The following is a 24,491-nucleotide window of genomic DNA, read 5'->3' as shown; positions in this document are numbered from 1 at the left end:
AGTGGCAGAAGACGCGCGATGCGGTACTTTCCTGCCATGCGCACCATCGGCGTTCTGCTGCTGCCCGGCACCCGGATGTTCGACCTCGCGGTGATCGGCGAGGTCTGGGGCCAGGACCGCACCGACAGCGGGATCGGCCCGTTCACCGTGCGGCTGTGCAGCCCGGGCCGGGCGCGCACGGCCGTGTCGCCGTTCGGGGACGTCGCGGCCACGCACGGGCTCACCGGGCTGGACGGCTGTGACCTCGTGCTGGCGCCGGGCCGCGACGATCCCCTCGCGCCGGTGCCGGCCGCCGCCGGCGCCGCGCTGCGCCGGGCTCATCGGGACGGCCGCACGGTCGCGGGGCTGTGCTCCGGCGCGTTCACGCTGGCCGCCGCGGGCCTGCTCGACGGCCGCCCGGCGACCACGCACTGGCGCGACCTCGACGCGTTGGCCCGCGTCGCGCCGCGGGCGGACCTGCAGCGGGACGTGCTCTACACCGACGACCGCGGCGTCCTGACGTCCGCGGGTGTCGTCGGCGGCCTCGACCTGTGCCTCTACCTGGTCCGCCGCGATCACGGCGCGGACGTGGCCGCGGCGTTGGCGCGCCGGCTGGTGATGCCGCCGGCGCGGGAAGGCGGGCAGCGGCAGTACGTCGACAGCCCGGTGCCGTCCGCGACGCAGCCGGGGCTTTCGTCCACAATGGACTGGGCGCTGGCGCGGCTCGGGTCCGGGATCGGCGTCGAAGACCTCGTCGGGCACGCGCGGATGAGCGAGCGGACGTTCCACCGCGAGTTCGCCGCGGCCACCGGGGTGACGCCGGGGCGCTGGCTGCGCGTGCAACGCGTCCGGCTCGCCCAGCAGCTCCTGGAGACGACGTCGTTGCCGGTCGACCGCGTGGCGGAGCGGTCTGGCCTGGGGACCGCGGCGAACCTGCGGCGCCGGATGCACGCCGAGGTCGGCGTCGGTCCGGACAGCTATCGGCGCACGTTCCGAAGGGTTACCTCCGCCTTCCTCCCCACCGCCACCCTCAACTGAGGCGCTCCGCGCCGCTGTACCTTCGAAGCATGACCGAGTACGAACACATCCTGGTCAAGCGCGACGGCGACACCGTCACGATCACCATGAACCGGGCGGCGCGGCGCAATTCGCTGTCCGCGGACCACCTGGCCGAGCTGCTCGCCGCGTTCCACGAGGCCGGGACGTCCGACGCGACCGGTATCGTGCTGGCCGCCGCCGGGCCGGTGTTCTCCGCCGGCCACGACTTCGGCGACGTCGCCGCGCGCGACCTGATGGGCGTGCGTGAGCTGCTCACCCTGTGCACGGACCTGATGAAGACCATGCAGTCCGTGCCGCAGGTCGTCATCGCGCGGGTGCACGGCCTGGCGACGGCGGCCGGCTGCCAGCTCGTGGCGTCGTGCGACCTCGCGATCGCCGCCGAGTCCGCGGGCTTCGCGCTGCCCGGCGGCAAGGGCGGCTGGTTCTGCCACACCCCGGCGGTCCCGGTGGCGCGCTCGATCGGCCGCAAGCGGCTGATGGAACTGGCCCTGACCGGCGACGTCATCGACGCGCCCACCGCCTTGGACTGGGGGCTGGTCAACCGGGTCGTGCCCGACGACCGGCTCGACGACGCCGTCGCGGAGCTGCTGGCCCGCGCGACGCGGGGCAGCCGGGCGAGCAAGACGATGGGCAAGGTGACCCTGTACGCCCAGCTCGACCGGCCCGAGGCCGACGCCTACGCGATCGCGCTGGAGGTCATGGCCGCGGCGTCACAGCTGCCCGGCGCCCGCGAAGGCATGGCCGCGTTCCTGGAGAAGCGCAAGCCGTCCTGGCCCGACTGACCCCAAGGCGCACTTTCACGTGAAAGTGCGGCTTTCGCTGTCCGCTGACCGTACCATACGGTATGGTATGGTCGAGTCATGGTGAGCAAGCGGGACTGGCTGGACGCGGGGTTGGTGCAGCTGGCGGAGCAGGGTGCGCCTTCGGTCACCATCGAGCGGCTGACCGAGCGGCTCGGCCTGTCGAAGGGCTCCTTCTACCACCACTTCAAGGGCATCAGCGGCTTTCGCACGGCCCTGCTGGCGCACTTCGAGACCGAACGCACGACGCGGTTCATGGAGCAGGCCGACACCGCGCCCGATGACCGTCTCGGCGCGCTGCTGAAGCTCGTCCTCGCGCCGGGCCCCGGCCTCGGGCTGGAGATCGCCGTCCGGGCCTGGGCGCTGCAGGACGCCGAAGCGAGGGCGGTGCAGGAGCGCGTCGACCGGACCCGCGTGGCCTACCTGACCGACGTCAGCGGCGACGCCGGCCTGGCGCAGGCGCTGTACCTGATCGTCGTCGGCGCCGGGCAGGTCGTGCCGCCGCTGACCGGACGGCAGCTCGAGAACACATTGGAACTCGTACTGGGGAGACGGACATGACCGAACCTTTCGCCGACGGCGCGGACTACGTCGAATTCAAGGAGATCGAGAGCGAGAACAGCCTGCGCGAGTTCGTCGCGGGCGTGTTCGGCTGGTCGCCGGCGTGGATGAAAGCCCTCTTCGGCGTCCGGTACGTGCTCGCGAAAGCCCTGCGGCTGGAAACGGCCGCGGTCCCGCGCACCGGCCGCCTGCGGCCCGAAGACGTCAGTTTCACGCCCGGCGACCAGGTCGCGATCTTCACCGTGCGGGCGGGCGATCCCGAGCGCTACCTGGTCGGCGGCATCGACGACAGCCACCTGACCGGGTACCTGACCTTCGAAGCGGTGCCCCGCGGTTTCCGGCTCGGCACGATCGTGCACTTCCACAACCGCATCGGGCCGGCCTACTTCGCGCTGATCAAGCCGTTCCACCACCTGGTGATCCGGGGGATGCTCAAGGCCGGTGCCGCTCGGCCAGCATGAGCTGCGCCCACGCGGCGATCGACTGGGCGTCGGTGATCTCGCCGGCCAGGATCATCTTCTCGAGGTCGGCGCGGGAAAACCACGCGCTGCGCATGTCCTGCTCTTCGAGCTCGCGTTCGGGCTCGCCTTCGGTGACGTCGGTGGCGAGGAACGCCCAGCCGCGCTGGCTGCTCATCCCGGCGGCGACGTCGAGCTTGCCGAGCAGGGTCATCGTGCCGGCGCGCAGGCCCGTCTCCTCGCGCAGCTCACGCGCGGCGAGCTCGGCGGGCGGCACGTCGGCCAGGTCGGGCGCGGTGCCCTGGGGGAACTCCCAGCGCCGTTCGCCCAGCGGGTAGCGGAACTGCTCGACCAGCCGGAACCGGTCGCCGTCCTGGGCGATGACCAGGGCGTAGTCCGGCTTGTCGATCACGCCGTAGATGCCGGCCGAGCCATCCGCACGGCGGATGTCGTCCTCGCGCACGGTCATCCAGTTGTTCCGGTACACCTCGCGGGACGCGACACGCTGAATGGGGTCCACGCGCCCAGTATCACCGACCCTGTCCTACCCTCCTCGGGTGCGTCTCGTGATCGCGCGGTGCCAGGTCGACTACGCCGGCCGGCTCACCGCCCACCTGCCGATGGCCACCCGCCTGCTGCTCGTGAAGTCCGACGGCTCGGTGTCGGTCCACTCCGACGACCGTGCGTACAAGCCGTTGAACTGGATGAGCCCGCCCTGCTGGCTGATCGAGGACGGCAAGCTCTGGATCGTCGAGAACAAACAGGGCGAAAAGCTGGTGATCTCGATCGAAGAGGTCTTCCACGACTATTCGCAGGCGCTGGGAGCGGAGCCGGGCCTGCAGAAGGACGGCGTGGAGGCGCACCTGCAGGAACTGCTGGCCGAGCACATCAAAACGCTGGGCGACGGCTACACGCTGGTCCGCCGCGAGTTCCCGACGGCGATCGGCCCGGTCGACATCATGGCCCGCGACGCGGACGGCAAGTCGGTGGCGGTGGAGATCAAGCGCCGAGGCGAGATCGACGGGGTGGAGCAGCTGACGCGGTACCTGGAGCTGCTGAACCGCGACCCGTTGCTGGCCCCGGTGCAGGGGGTGTTCGCGGCCCAGATCATCAAGCCCCAGGCCCGGACGCTCGCGGAGGACCGCGGGATCCGCTGTTTGACGCTGGACTACGACGAGCTGCGCGGCATCGAGTCCGACGAGTTCCGGCTGTTCTGAGGTGGAACCGGGCCGCTACGTCCACTACAAGGGCGGCGAGTACGAGGTCCTCGGGGTGGCGCGCCACAGCGAGACCGAGGAGCGGCTGGTGGTGTACCGGGCGCTTTACGGTTCGCGAGGGCTGTGGGTGCGGCCGGAGGCGATGTTCGCCGAGACCGTCGAGACGGCTTCGGGGCCGGTGCCCCGGTTCCGGCGGGTGGCGGACTGAGCTCCGCCGGGCGTGCGGTGTCGAGCTGAAACACCGATACCGAATCGATGCCTGATTCCGGTATCTCGTTTCCCCGTCGATTACTCCGCAAGGAAATCGTTGACCCGATACGTGGCCGAGAAGTTATCCGTCCCATTCTGACCTGGCTTTATGCGCTGTTCGGGTGAGTTCGGGATCTTTTTTCACCGGCGGGTGGCACACTATTTCCGAGGGGTTCCGCCGGTGCGTCCGGCGTGGCCGGAGGGTGGTGCGCTCGGCCGTCTTTCTTTGCCGTGCCTACGTTTCAGTCCGCCTTCGAGCTCGGTGTGCGCCACTTCTTCCGGCCGGTGTGCGCGCTTTTCGCCTGCACGGAGGAGGAAGTCATGCGTTATCGCCCACTCGGTTCCGATCCCGCCGATCCGCGGCTGGGCCGGTTCATCCCGGACGACTGGCGGCACGTCGAACGGTATCCGCTGACCGCGCTGTCCGAGGACGACCGGCCCAGCCGGGCGCCCGTCGTGATCGGGGTCAACTGGTACTCCGCCTTCGACAAGCCGGAGCAGGACGAGACCTCCGGTGAGTTCTTCATCGCCAGGGCGGGCGTCAAGAAGCTGGGCCGGATCCGCGGCGGGCACTGCGTCTGCCTCGAACCGGGCGGCACCCCGGACACCGATGCCTGGTACGGCTTCTACGACCAGGGCAAGGAAGGCGCCTGCGTCGGGTTCGGCTGGTCGCGCTGCATGTCGATCTTCAACGGCAGCGAGTACACCGCCCGCTGGCTCTGGGACTCGGCCAAGAAGCGGGACGAATGGCCCGAAACCAACCCCGGCGACGACAACGGCACGTCGGTCCGGGCCGCGGCCGAGGTGCTCAAGGAAGCCGGGCACGTCCTGTGGGACGACTCCTACGCGAACGACGACTGGCAGGCGCGCGAGAAGTACGTGCCCGAGGCCAAGCAGGGCATCAAGGCCTTCCGCTGGGCCAAGTCGGTCGACGACGTGCACTCCGTGCTCGCCAACCCGCGGGCCGACGAACTCGGCGCCGTGCCGCTGCTCAACTCGTGGGGCCCGGGCTTCCCGCACCGCACCTACCTGCCCGACGAGGTGCTCGCCAAACTGATCGACGAAGAGGGCGAGATCGGGGTCCCGACCGACCGGTGATCCCCCGCACCGCTCCCGCGGCACTCGAAAGAGGGCGCGTTTCCCCAGGTCGCAGCCGGGGGGACGCGCCCTCTGACCATTTTGGACACGTCAGCGTGCCGACCCTGAATCCATGCAGTACTGTCCGGATCCGACAGGACAGTGGTGATTCCTGTGGGTTGTTGTCCAGTTGGGAAATGAGGTGGGTCGGGTGCTCGTCCTAGCCGATGCGAACCTGCGACTCGACGCGAGCGCGATCGACTACATCGAGTTGGCGTTCTACTTCGCCCTCGTGCTCGGCATCGGGTACCTGGCGCGCCGGCAGGTGTCCAGCAGTCTCGACTTCTTCCTGTCCGGCCGGTCGCTGCCCGCCTGGGTCACCGGCCTGGCGTTCATCTCGGCGAACCTCGGCGCGGTCGAGGTCATGGGCATGTCGGCGAACGGCGCCCAGTACGGCCTGCCGACCGTGCACTACTTCTGGATCGGCGCGATCCCGGCGATGCTGTTCCTCGGCATCGTGATGATGCCGTTCTACTACGGCTCGAAGGTCCGCAGCGTCCCGGAATTCATGCGGCGGCGCTTCGGCAAGCCGGCCCACCTGGTCAACGGCATCAGCTTCGCCGCCGCTCAGATCCTGATCGCGGGCGCGAACCTGTTCCTGCTGGCCAGCGTGGTGAATCTGCTGCTCGGCTGGCCGCTGTGGGTGTCGATCATCGTCGCCGCGGCGATCGTGCTCTCCTACACCGCGCTCGGCGGTCTCTCCGCCGCGATCTACAACGAGGTGCTGCAGTTCTTCGTGATCGTCATCGCGCTGGTGCCGCTGACGATCATCGGCCTGGTCAAGGTCGGCGGCTGGGAAGGCCTGGTCGACAAGGTCACCAACAGCCCGGGCGGCACCGCGCAGCTGCACTCCTGGCCCGGTGACAACCTCACCGGCTTCGGCAACAACATCCTGTCGATCCTCGGGATCGTGTTCGGTCTGGGCTTCGTGCTGTCGTTCGGCTACTGGACGACGAACTTCGTCGAGGTCCAGCGCGCGATGGCGTCGAAGAGCATGTCGGCCGCGCGGCGCACGCCGATCATCGGTGCCTTCCCGAAGATGCTGGTCCCGTTCATCGTCATCATCCCCGGCATGATCGCCGCGGTCAGCGTGTCCGAGTACGTCAAGGACAAGCAGGTGCTGCTCGACGGCGGCAAGGCCGAGAGCGGCGTGACGTTCAACAACGCGCTCCTGCTGCTGATGCGCGACCTGCTGCCGAACGGCATGCTCGGCATCGCCATCGCCGGTCTGCTCGCCTCCTTCATGGCCGGCATGGCGGCCAACCTGAGCTCGTTCAACACCGTCTTCACCTACGACATCTGGCAGACCTACATCCAGAAGGACAAGCCGGACGGCTACTACCTGCGCCTCGGCCGCGTGGTGACGTCGGTCGGCACGATCCTCGCCATCGGCACCGCGTTCATCGCGTCGAACTCCGGAAACATCCTGAACTACCTGCAGGACCTGTTCTCCTTCTTCAACGCGCCGCTGTTCGCGACGTTCATCCTGGGTATGTTCTGGAAGCGGATGACCCCGCACGCGGGCTGGAGCGGCCTGGTGCTCGGTACCGCCTCCGCGATCACGGTCTGGGGCCTCTCGCAGGCCGGGGTGATCGGGCTCGAGGGCCAGGGCACCAGCTTCGTGGCCGCCGGGACCGCGTTCGTGGTCGACATCGTGGTGAGCGTGGCGGTGTCGCTGGCGACCAAGCCGAAGCCGGACGAAGAGCTGGTGGGGCTGGTCTACTCGCTGACCCCGAAGGAAACGCGCATGCACGACGACACCGGCGAGAACGCGGGCTGGTACCGCAAGCCGGGCCTGCTCGCGGGCATCGTGCTCATCCTGACCATCGCCCTCAACGCCATCTTCTAGGAGGTCCGTCATGGCTACCGAGTCCGGCGCGCGGCCGCGGAAGGCCGGCGCTTTCGACATCCGGCTGATCATCGCCCTGCTGATCGGCGTCTACGGGATCATCCTGACGGTCATGGGCATCGGCTTCACCTCCGACGAGGAGATCAAGAAGGCCGCGGACGTCAACATCAACCTGTGGGCCGGCATCGGCATGCTGGTCGTGGCCGCGCTGTTCGTCACCTGGGCCAAGGTCCGGCCGCTGGTCGTGCCGGCCGAGCCCGAGAGCGACGACACACCCGCGGCGAAGGCCGAATAGCCGGGTTGTCCGGACAGGGGTGCGAGGTTCCCGCTACCGTGCACCGCGTGCTCCCTGACGTTCGGCGCCGCCGTCTCCCGAAGCTGTTCCTGCTGGTCACCGCCCTCGCGCTGCCGCTGACCGCGTGCGGGCAGGACCTCGGCAAGTCCAACTTCGCGCGGACGACGGTGCCCGCGGCGGCCGGGACCGGCCAGACCTCCGACGGCCCGATCACCGACGCCGCCGTGGCGGCGAACGTCCTGCGCACGATCAAGCCGTGCCAGTTCCTGACCAAGGAGGCCCTCGGCTCGCTGGGCCTCGGCACGGTCGAAGAGGACCCGTCGCCGTCCTCGATCGCCTTCGACCGGTGCAGCACCAAGGTGAAGGACCCGGGCGGCAAGGAGATCCGGCTCGAGTTCGAGATCGGCAACACCCTGCTGCCGCGCGCGGACAAGACCACCGGCCAGGTGGGCGGGCTGCCGCTGCGCGAGAACAAGACCGACGAGACCAGCTGCACGGTCGCGGCGATGACGGCGCTCAACCCGGACCTGGCCCTGACGCTGTCGGTCACCTACCCCGGCGACCCGTGCCGTCCCGGCCGGACGGTGATGGAAGCCGTGGTCCAGAAGGTGCACAACGGGCCGGAGAAGTACTCGACGCCGTCGGGCACCGTGCTGACGGCCGACCCGTGCACGATGGCCGACACCGCGGTGGTGACCCCCGTCGTGCCGTCGCCGAAGTCCGCGCCGAGTGGCCTGCACTCCTGCGACTGGAAGAGCAACGGCACCGACCCGACCGTCACCGTCGAGTTCCTGCCCGGTCTCCCGCCGCTGGAAGGCGACGGGTACTCCAAGGTGGACCTCGGCGGTGGCGTGACCGGCTTCCAGAAGAAGGGGTCGACGAGCTCGTCGCAGTGCCAGGTCGAGTGGCAGCACCGGCCGTGGCAGGGCGACGACGTCGAGCTGGCCCAAGTGGACTACCAGAGCTACGCCGCCCAACCGGGCACCGACGATCCGTGCGGCAAAGCGGTCACCGTCGCGAAGAACGTCGTTTCGAAGCTGCCCAAACCCTGATCTGGCGGTCGGCCGCGCGGCGAGGTAGGAAGGGGACACCCCACCCGCCGATGTGCCGGAGGCTGCCGTGAAGAAGATCATCAACGATCCGGCGAACGTCGTCGCGGAGTCGCTGCGGGGGCTCGCCGCCGCGCACGCCGACATCCTCCGCGTCCAGTACGACCCGGACGTCGTGGTCCGCGCCGACGCGCCGGTCGCGGGCAAGGTCGCCGTGATCTCCGGCGGCGGCTCCGGGCACGAGCCGCTGCACGGCGGGTTCGTCGGCCCGGGCATGCTCGCCGCCGCCGTGCCCGGCGCGGTGTTCACCTCGCCGACGCCGGACGCCGTGCAGGCCGCCGTCACCGCGACCACCGGCGACGCCGGCGCCCTGCTCATCGTGAAGAACTACACCGGCGACGTGCTGAACTTCGAGACGGCCGCCGAGCTGGCCGCCGCCGAGGGCCTCGAGGTGCGCAGCGTCGTGATCGACGACGACGTCGCGGTCAAGGACTCGACCTACACGGCGGGCCGCCGCGGCGTCGGCGGCACGGTGCTGCTGGAGAAGATCACCGGCGCGGCCGCCGAGCGCGGTGACTCGCTCGACGCCGTGACGGCGCTGGCGCGGAAGGTGATCGGCCAGGTGCGCTCGATCGGCGTCGCGCTGACCGCGCCGACCGTGCCGCACGCCGGCACCCCCAGCTTCGACCTCGGCGACGGCGAGATCGAGTTCGGCATCGGCATCCACGGCGAGCCCGGCCGCGAGCGGATCCCGGCCGAGCCGGCCGACGCGCTGGTGGCGCGGCTGGTCGAGGCGGTCGCCTTCGACCTGCCGTTCGCCTCCGGCGACCGCGTGCTGCTGTTCACCAACTCGATGGGCGGCACCCCGCTCGTCGAGCTGTACCTGGCCCACGGCATCGCCGAGCGGCTGCTGGCCGAGCGTGGGATCGTGGTCGAACGCCGGCTGGTCGGCCCGTACATCACCAGCCTCGAGATGCAGGGGATGAGTCTGACGTTGCTCAAGCTGGACGACGAGCTGACCGAGCTCTGGGACGCACCGGTCAACACCGCGGCGCTGCGGTGGGGGCTCTGATGACCTGCAAGGCCGACGGGGTCGCGGCCGCCGTGCGCGCCGCCGCGGCGGTGGTCGCCGAGCACCGCGCCGAGCTGATCGACCTCGACCGCGCGATCGGCGACGGCGACCACGGCGAGAACATGAACCGCGGGTTCACGGCCGTCGTCGCGGGGCTCGACTCCGCCGCTCCGGACACGCCCGGCGGGGTGCTGAAACTCGTCGCGACGACGTTGATCTCCAAGGTCGGCGGGGCCGCGGGGCCGTTGTACGGCACGGCTTTCCTGCGGGCGTCGGCCAAGCTCGGCACCGCCGAAGACCTCGATGTCGCAGGCCTGCTCGACGCGCTGCGCGCCGCGCTGGAAGGTGTCCAGGCCCGTGGCAAGGCCGTGGGCGGTGACGCGACCATGGTCGACGCCCTGATCCCGGCGGTGTCGGCTGCGGAGAAGGCGGCCGAGGACGGCGGTGACGTCGCCGCGGTGCTGACGGCGGCGGCCGACGCGGCCGACCGGGGCGCGGAGTCCACAGTGGACCTGGTGCCGCGCAAGGGCCGCGCGTCCTACCTCGGCGAGCGCGCGGTCGGGCACATGGACCCGGGTGCGCGGTCGTCCGCGCTGCTGTTACGCGCCTTCGCGGAGGCCGCCCGGTGAGCGTCGGCATCGTGCTCGTCTCGCACAGCTCGAAGCTCGCGGAAGGCCTGGCCGAGCTGGCGGCCCAGATGGCGCCGGACGTCACCATCCTGCCGGCCGGCGGCCTCTCCGACGGCTCGATCGGCACGGACTACGACGAGGTCGTCGCCGCCACCCAGCGCGCCGACTCCGGCGACGGCGTCGTGCTGCTCTACGACCTCGGCAGCGCGCAGATGACCGCCGAGCTCGCCGTCGAGTCGCTGGCCGACCCCTCGGCCGCCGTCGTCGCGGACGGACCGCTGGTCGAAGGCGCGATCGCGGCGGCGGTCGCGGCGCAGTCGGGCCGGGACCGCAAGGCGGTGGCGGAGGCCGCCGCGGCGGCCGGCATGCCCGAAGACCTCGCGCCCGTCGAACCCGGCGCCGGCGGGGGCGACGAGGTCGAGCTGGTGCTGCGCAACGAGGTCGGGCTGCACGCGCGCCCGGCCGCGGTGCTGGTGCGCGCGCTGAGCGCGTTCGACGCCGAGGTCACCGTCTCACTCGGCGAGCAGGAGGCCGACGGGCACAGCGTGCTGGCGCTGATGTCGCTGGGTGCCCGCCAGGGCGACCGGATCCGCGTGCGGGCGCGCGGCCCGCAGGCGACCGCCGCGCTGGACAAGGCGAAAGAGCTGGTGGACGGCAATTTCGGCGAGTGATCCGGGGTCGCCGACCGGGTGACGTCCGCGGTTCTGACTCGATTCCGTCTGGGCTTCCGGCGGTTCCGTGTGGCAGCATCGGGGCCAATTACCAGCGAGTAACATCTCTGGAGGCCTCGATGGCGCGGGACATCTCGACGGTCGGAGTGGTCGGCCTGGGCACGATGGGGGCCGGCATCGCCGAAGTGCTCGCGCGCAGCGGGCTCGACGTCGTCACGGTCGAGCTCGACGAGGCCGGTGTCGCCCGCGGCCGCGGGCACCTGGAGCACTCGACCGAACGCGCGCTCTCCGGCGGCAAGCTCGACGCGGCGGGCCGGGAGGCGCTGCTGGGCCGGATCCGGTACGGGACCTCGCTGTCGGATCTGTCCGAAGTGGACCTGGTCGTCGAGGCGATCCCGGAGAGCCTGGGGCTGAAGGCGGACGTCTTCGCCGAGCTGGACAAGATCACCCGGCCCGAGGTGGTCTTCGCGTCCAACACCTCGTCGCTGTCGATCACCGAGATCGGCGTGCACACCACGCGCCCGGGCAAGGTCGTCGGGATGCACTTCTTCAACCCGGCGCCGGTGCAGAAGCTCGTCGAGATCGTCAAGACGGTGGTGACCGAGCCGGAAGTGGTCACCGAGGTGGTCGCGTTCGCCGAACGGCTCGGCAAGGTGCCGGTGGTGATCGGCGACCGGGCCGGGTTCATCGCGAACGCGCTGCTGTTCGGCTACCTCAACCACGCGGTGCGGATGTACGAGCAGCGCTACGCGACGCGCGAGGACCTCGACGCGGCGATGCGCTTCGGCTGCGGGTACCCGATGGGCCCGCTGGCGCTGCTCGACCTCATCGGGCTGGACACCGCGTACGAAATCCTCGACACGATGTACCACCAGTCCCGCAACCGGCTGCACGCGCCGGCGCCGCTGCTCAAGCAGATGATCACGGCGAACCTGCTCGGCCGCAAGACCGGCCGCGGCTTCTACGCCTACGACGCGCCGGATTCCCCGAACGTGGTCGCGGACTCGACGGTCGTGTCCATTGTGGACGCTGTTGAACCGCGCCCGGTCGCCCGCGTGGGTGTGATCGGCACCGGGACGATGGCGACCGGCATCGCCGAGGTGTTCGCCAAGCGCGGCCTCGACGTCGTGCTGCGCGCCCGGAGCCTGGAGAAGGCGCAGGCATCGGTGGCTCGCGTCAAGAAGTCGCTCGACAAGGCCGTGGTTCGCGGAAAGCTGTCCGAAGAGGACGCCGCGGCGGCGCTGGGCCGGATCACCCCGGTCACCGACTTCGAGGCGCTGGCCGAGGTCGACCTGGTCGTCGAGGCGGTGGCCGAAGAGCTTTCGGTGAAGCAGGCGGTGTTCGCCGCGCTCGACGAGGTCGTCCGCCCGGGCGCGGTCCTGGCGACGACGACGTCTTCGCTGCCGGTGATCGAGTGCGCGGCGGCGACGTCCCGCCCCGCCGACGTGATCGGCCTCCACTTCTTCAACCCGGCCCCGGTGATGAAGCTGGTGGAGGTGGTCTCGACGATCGCGACCGCCCCGGACGTCGTCGCGACGGCGAGCGCGGTCTGCGCCGCGGTGGGCAAGCACGCGGTCCACTGTGGAGACCGCGCGGGCTTCATCGTCAACGCGCTGCTGTTCCCGTACCTGAACGACGCGGTGAAGATGCTGGAGGCCCACTACGCGGGCGCGGACGACATCGACACGGCCATGAAGGTGGGCTGCGGTCTGCCGATGGGCCCGTTCGAGCTGCTGGACGTCGTCGGCCTGGACGTGTCGCTGGCCATCCAGCGGACGCTGTACAACGAGTTCCGCGAGGAGGGCTTCGCGCCGGCGCCGCTGCTGGAGCACCTCGTGACGGCCGGGCGGCTGGGCCGCAAGACCGGGAAGGGCTTCAAGGACTACTGATCAGCGCTCGGCCACCTCGCCGAGGACCGGTTTCACGTCCAGGACCGGCGTCCCGTCGATCGCCTCCAGTCCGGTCACCGTCAGCACGCCGTCCGCTGCCTCCGTCACGGTCACCGTGTGGAGGCCGATCGGGTTCGGGCGGTCCGGTGAGCGCGTCGAGAACACCCCCTCGCGCGGGCGATCCGGGTCGCCGCGCGGGTGCACCGCCTGGACCTCCCGGTCGGCTTCGTGCAGCCACGTCAGCAGGACCAGGCGGTCGCCCGGGCGGAGGTCGGCCGCCGCCGGGCGGTACTCCGGGGAGAACACCACCCGGGCCGGTGGCGCGCCCTCGTCGGCCTGCCTCGGCGCCGTCGCGCGGTCGGTCAACGGCGACTCGACGCGCGCCACCGGGCGCACCTCGTAGCCGGTCACTTGTAGTAGCCCTCGACCGGCACGCGCGCCTCGTCGAACAACGCCGGGCCTTCCGACTTGTAGCCCCACGTCACCGGCGGGCGCAGCGTCATGAACTGCTCCGACGACAGCGCGTAGACGACCCGGCCGAGCCCGGACCGCTCGATCGCGCCCGTGCACATCCCGCACGGCTGCGTGCTCGTGAACATCGTGGTCGCCGCCGCGGTTTCCGGGTCCAGGTTCTGCGCCGCCCAGCGGGCGAGCTTCAGCTCCGGGTGCGCCGTGATGTCGTTGTCGGTCAACGACGTGTTGCGGTCCTCGGCGAGGACGTTCCCGTCGGCGTCGGCCAGCAGCGAGCCGAACGGCGGGTTGCCGTGCTCCTCCCGCGCCTCGCGGGCGAGCTCGATCGCACGGCGCAGCAGGGCTTCTTCGGTGTCCTTCACCGGTTCTCCTTCCAGGACGCGGCGAGCGCCGCGAGGTCTCGCCAAGCGACCTCCGGGTGGAGGGTCTCGGCGGGGTCCGCATCGAACGGGTCGAGCACGACGGTGTCCGCGCCCAGCGCCCGCAGCTGCGCCAGGTCGCCGACGATCTGGGCGAGCGTTCCTTCCCCGGCGCGCCGGTCCGGCCCGGCCACCGGCTCTTCGGTCACCCGCAGCAGGATCCGCGGCGCGAACGACGGCAGCGGCCGATCGCCCGCGAGGTTCTTCAAGCGCGCCAAGCCTTCCCGGAACCCGTCAGGGGTGAGCCGCAGCGGGTGCCAGGCGTCGCCGAGCTCGATCGCCCGGCGCAGCCCGGCGTCGCTGTGCCCGCCGAGCCACAGCGGGATCGGGCCGGCGCGGTAGTCGTCGCGGTCGGCCCACGCCGCGCGGATCGCCCGCAGGTACTCGCTGGTGAGCTTCCCGCGCTGTTCGAACGGCACGCCGAGCGCGGCGAACTCCTGCTTCGCCCAGCCGATCCCGGCGCCGAGCACCAGCCGGCCGCCGCTGAGCGCGTCGAGGTTCGCCGCCATCCGCGCCACCAGCAGGGGGTGCCGGTACGGCACGACCAGCACGGTGGTGCCGAGCCGCACCCGCTCGGTGACGCCCGCGAGCCACGACAGCGTCGTGAACGGCTCGTAGAACGGCGCCGGGTACTGACCGGCGACGTCGGGCGTGATCGCGACGTGGTCGGACACCATCAGCAGGTCGAAGCCGAGGCCTTCCACCGTCCGCGCCCACGCGCGCAGCACGCCGGGGTCCGTGCCGGGGCCGAAGTTGGGGACGTTCACGCCGATCTTCACCGGAAAAGGCTATCGAGGTCGAAGCCGTGGTCGGAAGGGAATGATCACGGTGTTCGGCGGCTTCGGCCGTGGATCTCGCGGTACATTCACCGGATGACCGAGAGTCTCGACCCGACGGACTGGGCCATCCTGGTCGAGCTCCAGCAGGACGCCCGGCTGCCGCTGACCGAACTCGGCCGCCGGGTGAACCTCAGCGCGTCGGCCACCACCGAACGGCTCCGGCGGCTCGAAGCGACGGGCGTGATCACCGGCTACCGCGCCGACGTCGACCTCGGCAAGGTCGGCTACCCGGTGCTGGCCGTCGTCCGGCTCAAGTACCCCGGCAGCCGCCACGACGCGCTGCACAAGCTGCTCGGCGAGCGCTTCGAGATCCTCGAATGCCTGCGCACCACCGGCGACGACTGCTACACGCTCAAGGTCGCCGCGGCCTCGATGGCCCACCTGGAGCACACGATGGACGAGCTGGCCCAGTTCGGCAGCACGACCACGAGCATCGTCTACAGCCAGACCCTGCCCTACCGCGGACCGAGGGAGCCCGCCCGTGATCTCGACGCCTGAACGCATCGTCGTCTACGGCGTGACCGGCTCGGGCAAGTCGACGCTCGCGGCCCGGATCGCCGAGCGCGCCGGCCTGCCCTACGTCTCGGCCGACGACCTCACCTGGGAGCCGGGCTGGGTCGGGGTCCCGGACGACGAGCAGCGCCGCCGGATCGCCGAGGTGTGCGCGGGCGAGCGCTGGGTCCTCGACGCCGTGTACGGCAAGTGGAGGGACGTCGTGCTGCCTCGCACACAGCTCATCGTGGGGCTCGACTACCCGCGCTGGCTTTCGCTGGGCCGGCTCGTGCGCCGGACCGCCGTGCGCTCGATCACCCGGGAGCGGATCTGCAACGGCAACGTCGAGTCGTTCCGCCAGATGTTCTCCCGGGACTCGATCATCCGCTGGCACTTCCGGTCGTTCGCGCGGAAGCGGGCGACCATCCGGGAGTGGGCCGCGACGTCGCCGGGCCCCTCGGTCGTCCGGCTGACATCGCCGCGCGAGACCCGCCGCTGGCTCTCGACGTTCTGAGGTCAGGCCGGCGGCAGCAGCGGGCCGCCGCTCCAGTGCTGGAAGACGAGGTTCGTGTGCACGCGGGCGACCTCGTCCCGCGCGGTCAGCTCGTCGAGGACCAGGCGCTGCAGCTCGCCGGCGGAGCTGGTCGCGACGTGCGCGAGGAAGTCGTCCGGCCCGGTCAGGTGGTAGACCGCGCGCACCTCGGGCAGGGACAGCAGGTGCTCGACGAACGGGTCGACCAGCGGCCGCCGGTGCGGGCGGACCTGGACGAACAGGAACGCCTCCAGCGGACGGCCCAGCTTCGCGGCGTCGACCGACGCGTGCTGCCCGGTGATCACGCCGGTGTCCCGCAGCCGGGCGACGCGGTCCAGGCACGTCGACGGCGCGATGCCGACCGCGGCCGCGAGGTCCTTGTTGGTGATCCGGGCATCGTTCTGGAGCAGGCGCAGAATCTCGAGATCGACCGGACTCAGTTCGACGGAATCGGGCATCGCCGAATGATATCCGAGAGTGTTGCTCCCGCTCCGGTGAAAGCTCGACGATGCGGACATGACTTCCTCGCTGCGCACCCGCGCCGTCCACGCCGGCCGTGACGACCTCACGGACCTCGGCGTGCACGCCGCCCCGCTGGACCTGTCCACGACGTACCCGTCCCGGGACAGTGCCGCCGAAGCCGCCCGGATCGACGCCTTCGCCGCCGGTGGCGAGCTCGACGGGCCGCCGATCTACGGCCGGGTGGGCAACCCGACGGTCGAGCGGTTCGAACGGGCGCTGGCGGAGCTGGAGGGCTTCGAGCACGGCGTCGCGTTCGCCAGCGGGATGGCCGCCGTCTCGGCCTGCCTGCTTTCCGCGGTGGCGCAGGGGAAACGGCACGTCGTCGCCGTGCGCCCGCTGTACGGCTGCAGCGACCACCTGCTCGAGTCCGGGCTGCTCGGCACCGAGGTCACCTGGGCCGCGCCGGACGGGGTCGCCGCCGCGCTGCGGCCCGACACCGGGCTGGTGTTCGTCGAGACGCCGGCGAACCCGACGCTGGCCGAGGCCGACATCGCCGCGCTGGCCGGCGCCTGCGGAGACGTGCCGCTGCTGGTGGACAACACGTTCGCGACCCCGGTGCTCCAGCGCCCGGGCCGCCACGGGGCGCGGATCGTGCTGCACAGCGCGACGAAGTTCCTCGGCGGCCACGGCGACGTGATGGGCGGGATCGTCGCGTGTGACGCGGAGGAAGCCGCGCGGCTGCGCCAGATCCGCTTCGCGACCGGCGGCGTGCTGCACCCGCTGGCCGGATACCTGTTGCTGCGCGGGCTTTCCACGCTGCCCCTGCGCGTGAACGCGGCGTCGGCCACCGCGGCGACGCTGGCCGCGCGGCTGGGCGAACACCCGGCCGTGACGGCGGTGCACTACCCGCGGATCGGCGGGCCACTGGTGGCGTTCGAGGTCGACGGCGACCCGCACGCCCTGATCGGTGCGGTCCGGCTGATCACGCCGGCCGTCAGCCTCGGGAGCGTCGACACGCTGATCCAGCACCCGGGGTCGATCAGCCACCGGATCGTCGACGAGGGCGACCGGCACGACGCCGGCGTGTCCGACCAGCTGATCAGACTTTCCGCCGGGCTGGAGGACGTCGAGGACCTCTGGGCGGACCTGGAGCAGGCGCTGAAGGCGCGCTAGCCGCAGCAGCCGCCGCCACAGCAGCCACCGCCGCCACCGGCCGGGACCGCGGGTCCGCCCGCGGCCCCGGTGAGGGCGACCGTGGTGAGCAGCTTGACGGTGTCGGTGTGCCCGTCCGGGCAGGCCGCCGGCGCGCCGGATTCGCTCATCGGGCGCAGGAGCTCGAAGGTCTCGGTGCACTCGCGGCAGCGGTAGGCGTAGGTCGGCATGCCGCGATTATCGCCGGAAACGGGTTGTGGGGACAGACCCGGGTCTTCGCGGTGGGGTGGGGTGGCGCCGGCTGGGTTCGGTGGCTGTGGCTGCCGTGCCGGGCCGGAAATCGGCTGGGGCGGCCGCGGTGGGGCCGGGGAGCGGCGCGGTCGCGGTATCCGGGAGCGCCGCGTCGGGGTGGGGGCAGTCGGTGCCGAGTCCCGGCCCGGGCCCACCGCTCGGGCCGGGGAAAGGCCGCGCGGTGGACGGGCTCCGCGGCGGGCGACGGAATCGTCGCCGGGCGGCCAGCCGCTCGGCCGGGCGGGCCCTCCGGTGGGAAGCTGGGCGCGTGCAGCCGCCTTCGCTCGCCGATGTCCCGCACCTCGGCCAGGTCGTCCCTTCCCTGCTCGCCGCGCTCGGGGTGCCGGGCTGCGGGAACACCCTCGCCCTGCCGGAGGCTCGCAGCGCCGGCGTGCTGCTCGTCGACGGGCTCGGGCGGGAGCTGCTCGCCGAGCACGCCGCCGATGCGCCGGTGCTCACCGAGCTCGCCCGGGAGTCCTTGCGCGTCGGGTTCCCGTCCACGACGGCCGCGGGCGTGGCCGCGATCGGCACCGGGCTCGCGTCCGGTGAGCACGGCATGGTCGGCTACACCTTCGAAATGCCCGGCACCGGCGTGCTGAACGCGTTGCGCTGGTGCAGCCACGAAGACGGCAGCGATCTCCGCGGCGCCCTCCCGCCACGCGAGGTGCAGCCGCTGCCGACGACCTTCGAGCGGGCCGCTTCGGCGGGCATCGACGCGGCCGTGGTGTCCTCCGCCAAGTTCCGCGACACGGCCTTGACCCTGGCCACCCAGGGCGGCGCCCAGTACGCCGGGGTGCACGCGCTGGGCGACCTCGCCGCGCGGACGTTGTCGGTGCTCGGCGGCCGCGCCTTCTGCTATGCCTACCACAGCGAGCTCGACCTGCTCGGGCACGTCTACGGCCCCGGCTCGGCCGCGTGGCGGATGCAGCTGCGCCAGATCGACCGGCTCGTCGAGTCCCTTGTGGACGGTCTGCCGCCCGGCGCCCTGCTGGCCGTGGTGGCCGACCACGGGATGGTGACCGTCGACGACAAGCTCGACCTCGAAGACGTCCCGGAACTCCTGGACGGCGTCCGGACGTTCGGGGGCGAGGTGCGCGCCCGGCACGTCTACACCGAACCGGGCGCGGCCGCGGATGTCCTCGCGGCCTGGCGCGAGGTGCTGGGCGAGCGGGCCTGGGTGCGCTCGCGGGAGGAGGCCGTCGCCGAAGGGTGGTTCGGGCACACCGTCAGCGACCGGGTGCTGCCGCGCATCGGCGACGTCGTCGCGGCGGCCCGGGACCGGTTCGGCATGGTCCGGGGGCTCGCCGAGGCCGTCGAGACGTCGTTGATCGGGCAGCACGGGTCGCTCACCACCGCCGAACAGCTGGTTCCGCTCGCCCTCGCCCAGGGCTGACCGGTCCGGTTCACGGGAACGTGCCCTCGCCGGAACTTTCGCTCGCGGTGCCCCGACTCGTCCACTGCGTATCCGAGTGAGGGGAGTGGGCGGAATGGACGGGATCGGGGTCGTCGGAGCCGGTGGTGAGGGACGGGCTGTCGCGGCATACCTCGCCTCGCGGGGCCTGGCGGTGCACCTCTGCACGCGGGACCTCGGTGCGGTGGCGGAGATCGCGCGCCGGCGGGAGATCGTCGCGAGCGGGGTGTTCGCCGGGCGGTTCCCGCTGCGGGAAGTGACCGACGACCGCGCCTCGCTCGCCGGGCGGGCCGTGGTGCTGGTCGCCACCGTGACCACCGCCTATCCGGAGGTCGCCGCCCGGCTCGCGCCGCACCTGCGCGCCGGGCAGGTCGTGGTGCTGTTCTCCGGGAAGCTGTGCGGGAGCGTCGAATTCGCGCACGCGCTCGCCGCCGCCGGGGCACCCGAGGTCGACGTCGTCGAGACGGACGCGCTGTTCGCCGCGCGACCGTCCGGCGTCCACGGAGTGACGGTGCTGGGCGCCAAGGGCTGGAATTTGATCTCGGGCAGCACGCCGGCCGCCGTCGGACGGCACGCCGGGCTGCTGCGCGAGTGGTTCCCGATGCTGGAGGTCGCGCGCAACCCCGTCGAACGCGGCCTGCACGACTTCGGCGCGGTCGCGCACGTGCCGATCGCGCTCGCCAACCTCGGCACCATCGACCGCGCGGAGGAGCTGCTCTTCTACGTCGACGGCGTGTCGGCGCGGACGGTCGCCCTGCTGGAGCGGACCGAGGCGGAGTTCGCGCTGGTCGCGCGGGCCTACGGCGCGCGGCTGCTGCCGATGACCGAGGTGCTCGACCGGTACTACGGGTGCCCGGCCACGACGCTGCTGGACGCGTTGCGGACGGTGGAGCCGTACCGGACGATCGCCGCGCCGACGAGCCTCGACCACCGGTTCCTGACCGAGGACATCCGGTCGACGCTGGTGCCGCTGCAGGCGCTCGCGCGGTGCGCCGGGGTGGCGACGCCGATGGTGGACGCGGCGATCACGATCATGTCCGTGCTCGGCGGGGAGGACTTCCGCCGGACCGGGCGGACGCTGGTCCGGCTCGGCTGGGAGGGGCTGGGGCACGAGGGGATCGTGGGCCGATTGGCGGCCGGCCGTGGGGCGGTGGAACGGGCGGCTTGAGGCCGCGGGTGGTGATGGGCGCTGGGTGGCCGAGCGGTTTGGGGCCGCGCCGGGTGGTGGGCGCTGGGTGGCTGGGGCTGCTTGGTGGGGATGCCGGTGGCGGGCTGGGCGGTTTGGGGCCGCGCCGGGTGGTGGGCGCTGGGTGGCTGGGGCTGCTTGGTGGGGATGCCGGTGGCGGGCTGGGCGGTTTGAGGCCTCCGGTGGTGATGGGCGCCGGGTGGCCGAGCGGTTTGAGGCCGCGCTGGGTGATGGGCGCTGGGTGGCCGGGGCCGCTCGGAAGGGATGCCGGTGGCGGGCCGGGCGGTTCGAGGCCGCGCCGGGTGAGGGCCGCCGGGTGAGGGCCGCCGGGTGGCCGGGCCGCGCGGCGGTATGCAGGGTTGGACACGGCGCCGGGCCGGGCGGCTTGAGTCCGCGCCGGGTGCCGGGCCGGCGCGGACCGGGCCGCTCGCGCCCCGCGTTCCGGGGTGGTGGCCTCCCCGGCCGGAGCCGCGCGGGCCTGGGCGGCCGGCCCCGGCCGCCGCCGTTTACCGTGGGCCGCGTGCCTCGACGGAACCGTCCCGGCCGCCGCTCGGACGGTGGGCCGCCCGAACGTGAGCTCGGTGCCGCCACCGGGTGGGCGCGCGCCGAATCCGGCACCGATGGCGACTGGCTCGTGCGGACCGTGCCCGGGGCGCAGGCCGGCAAGACCTACCGCTGCCCCGGCTGCGACCACGAGATCCGGCCCGGGACGCCGCACGTCGTCGTCTGGCCCGCCGACGAGACCGGCTCCGTCGCCGACCGCAGGCACTGGCACCGGGCCTGCTGGGACGCCCGGGCCCGGCGCCGGCCGAACCGCCGCCGCTGAACACTCTGGAGTTGTCAAACACCGCCCGGCTCAGCGCCGGTAGTGACGCGAGTACGCGCCGTCGTACATCTCCTCCGTGTACTCGGTGAAGCCCAGCCGCTCCGCCACCCGCAGCGACGGCTTGTTCTCCACGCTGACGCTCGCCAGCACCGGCAGCGACGGCAGGTCGCGGGCGCACCACGCCAGCACCGCCAGCCCGGCCTCCACCCCGTACCCCTTGCCCCACGCCGACGGCCGGAACCGGTAGCCGAGGTTCAGCACCTTCTCGCCGTGGAACTCCCGCAGCCGCACCCCGCACATGCCGAGCACCTCGGTGCCCCCGCGTTCGAGCACCGCGGGGTAGCCGAAGCCGTGCTCGGCCCAGTGCGCGAGCCAGTCCGAGAACATCGCCGACGCGCGCGGGACGTCGGGCGGATCCGGGTGGAAGCGGTTGGTGCGCGGGTCGGTGTGGATGTCGACCATCGCCTGCCGGTCCGCCTCGTGGAGCGGACGCAGCAGCAGCCGGTCGGTTTCGATGTCGGTGAACACATCGGCGAAGCTAGCGCGGGGGTCCGACAAAATGGCCCGCATGACCGAACTGCCGCTGGTCCTCCTCCACGCCTTTCCCCTGGACGCCCGCATGTGGAACGCGGTGCGCGAGCCCCTCGCTTCACACCTTCGGGTGATCACGCCGGACCAGCGCGGGCTCGGCCGCTCGCCGCTGCCGGAGTCCGAGCGCGAACCGAGCCTCGAAGACGCCGCGCGGGACGTCGTCGCCCTGCTCGACCGCCTGGACCTGGACCGCGTGGTGCTCGGCGGCTGCTCGATGGGCGGCTACCTCGCGATGGCCGTGCTGCGGCTGGCGCCCGAGCGGGTAGGCGGGCTCGTGCTCATCGACACCAAGGCCACGCCCGACACACCCGAGGCCGCGCAGAGCAGGCTGGACGTCGCGAAGCGCGTCGAGGACGAAGGCATCAAGGGCTGGCTCGCCGAGGCCAACCTGCCGAACCTGCTGGCCGAGTCCACCCGCGCCACGCGGCCCGAGGTCGTCGAGACCGTCCGGGAGATCATCGAATCGCAGCCGCCGGCCGGCATCTCGTGGACGGCGCTCGCGCTGCGGACGCGGCCGGATTCGGTGGAGCTGCTGCGCGAGTCGGGGGTGCCGGCGCTGGTCGTCGTCGGCGAAGAGGACCCGATCACCCCGGTGGCGGCGGCGAGCGCCATGGTCGAGGCGCTGGCCGGAGCGACCCTCGTGGTGCTCCCCGGCGCCGGGCACCTGACCCCGCTGGAGGACCCGGCGGGCGTGGTCGAGGCGATCCTGTCCTGGTACCCGGCGACTCACGAGAAGTAGGCGTCGAGCGCCGAGCGGGCGCCGGCCAGCCGGTCCGGGAAGCGGATCGCGATGACGAACTGCCAGACGACCGCGTACAGCTCCCGCAGCCGGGTGAAAAAGCGAAGCACCTCTTCGTCCGCCTCACCCGGGTACGCCGCGAGGTACTCCGGGCCGCCTTGGCGGGCGAGGATGCCGAGGTCCCAGGCCAGCGGCCCGCGCCAGGTGTCCTCGAAGTCCAGCCAGCACGGCCCGGCGGGAGTGGCGATCAGGTTGCCGGGGTGCGCGTCGCCGTGCAGCGGCTGCGCGGCGACGTCCGGCGCCGCCGCGGCCAGCCGCGCCGCCTCGGCGGGCAACCGGGGGTCCAGGTCGTGCCGGGCGAAGATGCGTTCGAGGTCCTCCAGCGGGCCGCGCCGGGGCAGTTCGCCGGGGTACTCGCGCAGCGCCGCGTGCACCTCGGCGAGCGAGCGCGCGACGACGTCCGGTGCGTACCGGTGGTCCGGATCGTGCGGCGTCCAGTTCCAGAGCGTGACCGGCAGACCGTCGGCGAAATGGGGCCCGGCCGGGGGATCCGTGGCCGGTGAGACGACGCGCACACCACGTTCCGTGAGAAACCGCGACACCGCCAGATCGCGTTCCTGCCAGGCCGGACCGGGCCGCGCGAGGCGGGTGGTCCCCGGCACCCGCGCGACCAGCGGACCCAGCCTCACCAGCACGTTCGAGCGCTCGTGGAGCACCTCGGGCGCGTGCTCGCGCAGGCCGAGCCGCGAGGTCACGGTCAGTGCCGCGCGCACCGCGGTCCGCGTGTATTCGTCGGCCACGGCCCGATCTTGCCAGCCGGTGCGCGCGACTGTCGGTAGCGAGGGCTACGATCCCCCTTGACCGCTGAACCGGGCGTTGCCCGCCTCGGCGGCCGGACGATGACCACCACGAGGTTTCAGTGTTGGAGGCAGGAGTGACGGCCGTAGCCCCCAAGCCGATCGCGACGCGCCCGTATCCCGCGCGCGAGTCGGTCAAGGGTTCGTACCTGCTGCGGTTGTTCCGCACGACGGACCACAAGCAGATCGGGATCATGTACCTGGTCACGTCGTTCGCCTTCTTCATGGCGGGCGGCGCGATGGCCATGCTCATCCGCACCGAGCTGGCGCGCCCCGGTCAGCAGTTCCTGTCGCAGGAGCAGTACAACCAGCTGTTCACCATGCACGGCACGGTGATGCTGCTGCTGTACGCGACCCCGATCCTCTTCGGCTTCGCGAACTTCGTGCTCCCGCTGCAGATCGGCTCGCCGGACGTCGCGTTCCCGCGGCTGAACGCGTTCTCGTACTGGCTGTACCTCTTCGGCGGCCTGATCGTGCTGTCCGGCTTCCTGACCCCGGGTGGCGCCGCCGACTTCGGCTGGTTCGCCTACACCCCGCTGTCGGACGCGATCCACTCGCCGGGCGTCGGCGCGGACCTGTGGATCTCCGGCCTGGTGGTCTCCGGTCTCGGCACCATCCTCGGCGCGGTCAACATGGTCACCACCGTGGTCTGCCTCCGCGCGCCCGGCATGACGATGTACCGGATGCCGATCTTCACCTGGAACATCCTGGTGACGTCGATCCTGATCCTGCTCGCCTTCCCGATCCTGACCGCGGCTCTGATGGGCCTGCTGGCGGACCGGCACCTCGGGGCGCACGTGTTCGACCCCGAAAACGGCGGTGTGATCCTCTGGCAGCACCTCTTCTGGTTCTTCGGCCATCCCGAGGTCTACATCGTCGCGCTACCGTTCTTCGGCATCGTCTCGGAGATCTTCCCGGTCTTCAGCCGCAAGCCGTTGTTCGGCTACAAGAGCCTGGTGTGGGCGACGCTGGCGATCGCGGCCCTGTCGGTCGCGGTGTGGGCGCACCACATGTACGCCACCGGCGCCGTGCTGCTGCCGTTCTTCTCCTTCATGACGTTCCTGATCGCCGTCCCGACCGGCATCAAGTTCTTCAACTGGATCGGCACGATGTGGAAGGGCCAGCTGTCCTTCGAGACGCCGATGATCTTCTCGATGGGCTTCATCGTCACGTTCCTCTTCGGCGGCCTGACCGGCATCATGCTGGCCGCGCCGGCGATCGACTTCCACGTGTCGGACAGCTACTTCGTCGTCGCGCACTTCCACTACGTGCTCTACGGCACGATCGTGTTCGCCACCTTCGCCGGCAT

General features: G+C 71.7%; 30 protein-coding genes. 22 read left to right on the top strand and 8 right to left on the bottom strand.

Annotated features, from left to right (window positions below; all coding sequences use genetic code 11):
• Positions 1 to 36: 36 nt before the first annotated feature.
• The 4 genes from ACWEVP_RS41805 to ACWEVP_RS41790 all read left to right on the top strand — a co-directional run bounded on the left by ACWEVP_RS41805 (position 37) and on the right by ACWEVP_RS41790 (position 2,860).
• Positions 37 to 1,017 carry a GlxA family transcriptional regulator gene (locus tag ACWEVP_RS41805; RefSeq protein ID WP_452068133.1) on the top strand — a complete coding sequence of 327 codons (981 nt, stop codon included), beginning with the start codon at positions 37 to 39 and terminating at the stop codon, positions 1,015 to 1,017.
• Positions 1,018 to 1,046: 29 nt separating this feature from the next.
• Positions 1,047 to 1,820: an enoyl-CoA hydratase-related protein gene (locus ACWEVP_RS41800; protein ID WP_452068132.1), complete on the top strand. Its 774-nt coding sequence runs from the start codon at positions 1,047 to 1,049 to the stop codon at positions 1,818 to 1,820.
• Between the two features lie 78 nt (positions 1,821 to 1,898).
• Entirely contained in the window at positions 1,899 to 2,399 is a 501-nt protein-coding gene (locus ACWEVP_RS41795; protein WP_452068131.1) for a TetR/AcrR family transcriptional regulator, read from the top strand.
• Entirely contained in the window at positions 2,396 to 2,860 is a 465-nt protein-coding gene (locus ACWEVP_RS41790; RefSeq protein WP_452068130.1) for a DUF2867 domain-containing protein, read from the top strand. Before ACWEVP_RS41795 ends, ACWEVP_RS41790 begins: the two co-directional genes overlap by 4 nt.
• Here the strand turns inward: ACWEVP_RS41790 and ACWEVP_RS41785 are convergent.
• Complete coding sequence (locus tag ACWEVP_RS41785) at positions 2,832 to 3,377, bottom strand: NUDIX domain-containing protein (protein WP_452068129.1); 546 nt, start codon at positions 3,375 to 3,377, stop codon at positions 2,832 to 2,834. The genes ACWEVP_RS41790 and ACWEVP_RS41785 overlap by 29 nt on opposite strands.
• A 37-nt stretch (positions 3,378 to 3,414) precedes the next feature.
• Between ACWEVP_RS41785 and nucS the strand changes: the two genes are divergently transcribed.
• The 10 genes from nucS (at position 3,415) to ACWEVP_RS41735 (ending at position 12,914) form a co-directional block, all read left to right on the top strand.
• The gene (gene nucS / locus ACWEVP_RS41780; RefSeq protein ID WP_014467679.1) at positions 3,415 to 4,074 is read left to right on the top strand and encodes an endonuclease NucS; all 660 of its coding nucleotides are present in this window, start codon (positions 3,415 to 3,417) and stop codon (positions 4,072 to 4,074) included.
• Position 4,075: 1 nt separating this feature from the next.
• Positions 4,076 to 4,282 (top strand): DUF1653 domain-containing protein, encoded by a 207-nt coding sequence (locus tag ACWEVP_RS41775; protein ID WP_452068128.1) that lies wholly within the window; start codon positions 4,076 to 4,078, stop codon positions 4,280 to 4,282.
• A gap of 362 nt (positions 4,283 to 4,644) precedes the next feature.
• The gene (locus ACWEVP_RS41770) at positions 4,645 to 5,421 is read left to right on the top strand and encodes a hypothetical protein (protein ID WP_452068127.1); all 777 of its coding nucleotides are present in this window, start codon (positions 4,645 to 4,647) and stop codon (positions 5,419 to 5,421) included.
• 190 nt (positions 5,422 to 5,611) lie between these two features.
• Positions 5,612 to 7,309, top strand: a complete 1,698-nt coding sequence (locus tag ACWEVP_RS41765; RefSeq protein WP_452068126.1) for a sodium:solute symporter family protein — start codon at positions 5,612 to 5,614, stop codon at positions 7,307 to 7,309.
• 10 nt (positions 7,310 to 7,319) lie between these two features.
• Positions 7,320 to 7,604 (top strand): hypothetical protein, encoded by a 285-nt coding sequence (locus tag ACWEVP_RS41760; RefSeq protein WP_452068125.1) that lies wholly within the window; start codon positions 7,320 to 7,322, stop codon positions 7,602 to 7,604.
• 47 nt (positions 7,605 to 7,651) lie between these two features.
• Positions 7,652 to 8,656 carry a DUF3558 domain-containing protein gene (locus tag ACWEVP_RS41755; protein WP_452068124.1) on the top strand — a complete coding sequence of 335 codons (1,005 nt, stop codon included), beginning with the start codon at positions 7,652 to 7,654 and terminating at the stop codon, positions 8,654 to 8,656.
• Positions 8,657 to 8,723: 67 nt separating this feature from the next.
• Positions 8,724 to 9,725, top strand: coding sequence for a dihydroxyacetone kinase subunit DhaK (dhaK, locus tag ACWEVP_RS41750; RefSeq protein ID WP_452068123.1), 1,002 nt, complete (start codon positions 8,724 to 8,726; stop codon positions 9,723 to 9,725).
• The gene (dhaL, locus tag ACWEVP_RS41745) at positions 9,725 to 10,354 is read left to right on the top strand and encodes a dihydroxyacetone kinase subunit DhaL (RefSeq protein WP_452068122.1); all 630 of its coding nucleotides are present in this window, start codon (positions 9,725 to 9,727) and stop codon (positions 10,352 to 10,354) included. Before dhaK ends, dhaL begins: the two co-directional genes overlap by 1 nt.
• Positions 10,351 to 11,025 (top strand): dihydroxyacetone kinase phosphoryl donor subunit DhaM, encoded by a 675-nt coding sequence (dhaM, locus tag ACWEVP_RS41740; RefSeq protein WP_452068121.1) that lies wholly within the window; start codon positions 10,351 to 10,353, stop codon positions 11,023 to 11,025. Before dhaL ends, dhaM begins: the two co-directional genes overlap by 4 nt.
• A gap of 119 nt (positions 11,026 to 11,144) precedes the next feature.
• Positions 11,145 to 12,914 (top strand): 3-hydroxyacyl-CoA dehydrogenase family protein, encoded by a 1,770-nt coding sequence (locus ACWEVP_RS41735; protein WP_452068120.1) that lies wholly within the window; start codon positions 11,145 to 11,147, stop codon positions 12,912 to 12,914.
• Here the strand turns inward: ACWEVP_RS41735 and tsaA are convergent, their stop codons facing one another.
• Genes tsaA through ACWEVP_RS41720 form a run of 3 tightly spaced genes read right to left on the bottom strand, consistent with a single transcriptional unit; the run spans position 12,915 to position 14,583 of the window.
• Positions 12,915 to 13,325, bottom strand: coding sequence for a tRNA (N6-threonylcarbamoyladenosine(37)-N6)-methyltransferase TrmO (tsaA, locus tag ACWEVP_RS41730; protein ID WP_452068119.1), 411 nt, complete (start codon positions 13,323 to 13,325; stop codon positions 12,915 to 12,917).
• Positions 13,322 to 13,747 carry a nucleoside deaminase gene (locus tag ACWEVP_RS41725; RefSeq protein WP_452068118.1) on the bottom strand — a complete coding sequence of 142 codons (426 nt, stop codon included), beginning with the start codon at positions 13,745 to 13,747 and terminating at the stop codon, positions 13,322 to 13,324. Before ACWEVP_RS41725 ends, tsaA begins: the two co-directional genes overlap by 4 nt.
• Positions 13,744 to 14,583: an LLM class flavin-dependent oxidoreductase gene (locus ACWEVP_RS41720; RefSeq protein WP_452068117.1), complete on the bottom strand. Its 840-nt coding sequence runs from the start codon at positions 14,581 to 14,583 to the stop codon at positions 13,744 to 13,746. Before ACWEVP_RS41720 ends, ACWEVP_RS41725 begins: the two co-directional genes overlap by 4 nt.
• Positions 14,584 to 14,676: 93 nt before the next feature.
• On the opposite strand from ACWEVP_RS41720, the gene ACWEVP_RS41715 reads away from it, so the two are divergent.
• Together ACWEVP_RS41715 and ACWEVP_RS41710 are read left to right on the top strand one after the other, a co-directional pair.
• Complete coding sequence (locus tag ACWEVP_RS41715; protein WP_452068116.1) at positions 14,677 to 15,141, top strand: Lrp/AsnC family transcriptional regulator; 465 nt, start codon at positions 14,677 to 14,679, stop codon at positions 15,139 to 15,141.
• Positions 15,125 to 15,649, top strand: coding sequence for an adenylate kinase (locus ACWEVP_RS41710; protein WP_452068115.1), 525 nt, complete (start codon positions 15,125 to 15,127; stop codon positions 15,647 to 15,649). The genes ACWEVP_RS41715 and ACWEVP_RS41710 overlap by 17 nt, the downstream gene beginning before the upstream one ends.
• Positions 15,650 to 15,651: 2 nt before the next feature.
• Here the strand turns inward: ACWEVP_RS41710 and ACWEVP_RS41705 are convergent, their stop codons facing one another.
• Positions 15,652 to 16,125 carry an Lrp/AsnC family transcriptional regulator gene (locus tag ACWEVP_RS41705; RefSeq protein WP_086672559.1) on the bottom strand — a complete coding sequence of 158 codons (474 nt, stop codon included), beginning with the start codon at positions 16,123 to 16,125 and terminating at the stop codon, positions 15,652 to 15,654.
• A gap of 58 nt (positions 16,126 to 16,183) precedes the next feature.
• On the opposite strand from ACWEVP_RS41705, the gene ACWEVP_RS41700 reads away from it, so the two are divergent.
• Positions 16,184 to 17,302 carry a trans-sulfuration enzyme family protein gene (locus tag ACWEVP_RS41700; protein WP_452068114.1) on the top strand — a complete coding sequence of 373 codons (1,119 nt, stop codon included), beginning with the start codon at positions 16,184 to 16,186 and terminating at the stop codon, positions 17,300 to 17,302.
• Here ACWEVP_RS41700 and ACWEVP_RS41695 read toward each other — a convergent pair.
• Entirely contained in the window at positions 17,299 to 17,511 is a 213-nt protein-coding gene (locus tag ACWEVP_RS41695; protein WP_452068113.1) for an FmdB family zinc ribbon protein, read from the bottom strand. The two genes, ACWEVP_RS41700 and ACWEVP_RS41695, sit on opposite strands and share 4 nt — an antisense overlap.
• Before the next feature lie 329 nt (positions 17,512 to 17,840).
• Between ACWEVP_RS41695 and ACWEVP_RS41690 the strand changes: the two genes are divergently transcribed.
• From ACWEVP_RS41690 to ACWEVP_RS41680, 3 genes are all read left to right on the top strand, one after another.
• Positions 17,841 to 18,965, top strand: a complete 1,125-nt coding sequence (locus tag ACWEVP_RS41690; protein WP_452068112.1) for an alkaline phosphatase family protein — start codon at positions 17,841 to 17,843, stop codon at positions 18,963 to 18,965.
• A 94-nt stretch (positions 18,966 to 19,059) separates the two neighbouring features.
• Positions 19,060 to 20,151, top strand: a complete 1,092-nt coding sequence (locus tag ACWEVP_RS41685) for an NAD/NADP octopine/nopaline dehydrogenase family protein (RefSeq protein ID WP_452068111.1) — start codon at positions 19,060 to 19,062, stop codon at positions 20,149 to 20,151.
• Positions 20,152 to 20,689: 538 nt separating this feature from the next.
• A complete protein-coding gene (locus tag ACWEVP_RS41680) occupies positions 20,690 to 20,995 on the top strand; it encodes a hypothetical protein (protein ID WP_452068110.1) in 306 nt (101 codons plus the stop codon).
• A gap of 30 nt (positions 20,996 to 21,025) precedes the next feature.
• On the opposite strand, the gene ACWEVP_RS41675 is transcribed toward ACWEVP_RS41680, so the two are convergent.
• Positions 21,026 to 21,565, bottom strand: a complete 540-nt coding sequence (locus ACWEVP_RS41675) for a GNAT family N-acetyltransferase (RefSeq protein WP_452068109.1) — start codon at positions 21,563 to 21,565, stop codon at positions 21,026 to 21,028.
• Between ACWEVP_RS41675 and ACWEVP_RS41670 the strand changes: the two genes are divergently transcribed.
• Entirely contained in the window at positions 21,564 to 22,325 is a 762-nt protein-coding gene (locus ACWEVP_RS41670; RefSeq protein WP_452068108.1) for an alpha/beta fold hydrolase, read from the top strand. The genes ACWEVP_RS41675 and ACWEVP_RS41670 overlap by 2 nt on opposite strands.
• Here the strand turns inward: ACWEVP_RS41670 and ACWEVP_RS41665 are convergent.
• Positions 22,313 to 23,125, bottom strand: coding sequence for a phosphotransferase (locus ACWEVP_RS41665; protein WP_452068107.1), 813 nt, complete (start codon positions 23,123 to 23,125; stop codon positions 22,313 to 22,315). The two genes, ACWEVP_RS41670 and ACWEVP_RS41665, sit on opposite strands and share 13 nt — an antisense overlap.
• A 134-nt stretch (positions 23,126 to 23,259) precedes the next feature.
• On the opposite strand from ACWEVP_RS41665, the gene ACWEVP_RS41660 reads away from it, so the two are divergent.
• Positions 23,260 to 24,491: cbb3-type cytochrome c oxidase subunit I (locus ACWEVP_RS41660; protein WP_452068106.1), on the top strand; the 1,232-nt coding region annotated here is incomplete at its 3' end.

The organism is Amycolatopsis sp. NPDC003865, from assembly GCF_053605345.1.
The sequence above is the reverse complement of the archived record's forward strand: the minus strand, read 5'-3'. Positions and strand labels throughout refer to the sequence as shown.